The organism is Microvirga sp. HBU67558 (genome assembly GCF_018069605.1).
Taxonomy (GTDB): Bacteria; Pseudomonadota; Alphaproteobacteria; order Rhizobiales; family Beijerinckiaceae; genus Microvirga; species Microvirga terrae.
The window spans coordinates 1-586 of sequence record NZ_JAGPUP010000229.1 but is presented as its reverse complement, the minus strand read 5'-3'; the positions used below and the strand labels follow the sequence as shown (position 1 = coordinate 586).

Here is a 586-nt window from a genome sequence, read left to right as displayed (position 1 = left end):
AGCGAATCGTGATCTGCGGTCCCTCGGGCTCCGGCAAGTCCACGATGATCCGCTGCATCAACCGTCTGGAGGAACACCAGAAGGGCCGCATCATCGTCGACGGCACGGAGCTCACCAACGACCTAAAGAAGATCGACGAGATCCGCCAGGATGTCGGCATGGTGTTCCAGCACTTCAACCTCTTCCCGCATCTCACGATTCTCGAAAACTGCACGCTGGCTCCAATCTGGGTGAAGAAGATGCCCAAGAAGGAGGCGGAAGAGATCGCCATGCACTACCTGAAGCGGGTCAAGATCCCAGAGCAGGCAAACAAGTACCCCGGCCAGCTCTCCGGCGGCCAGCAGCAGCGCGTGGCGATCGCCCGCTCCCTGTGCATGAGCCCCAAGATCATGCTCTTCGACGAGCCGACCTCGGCACTCGATCCCGAGATGGTCAAGGAGGTGCTCGACACCATGGTGGGACTTGCCGACGAGGGCATGACCATGCTCTGCGTCACCCACGAGATGGGCTTCGCCCGCCAGGTGGCCGACCGGGTGATCTTCATGGATTACGGACAGATCGTCGAGATGAACACACCCGACGAGTT

1 protein-coding gene is annotated in these 586 nt (G+C 60.4%); it reads left to right on the top strand.

The genetic code is table 11. From position 1 onward, the window contains the following. Positions 1-586, top strand: a 586-nt coding sequence (locus KBI52_RS00960) for an amino acid ABC transporter ATP-binding protein (RefSeq protein WP_210804799.1), incomplete at both ends; no start/stop codon positions are given.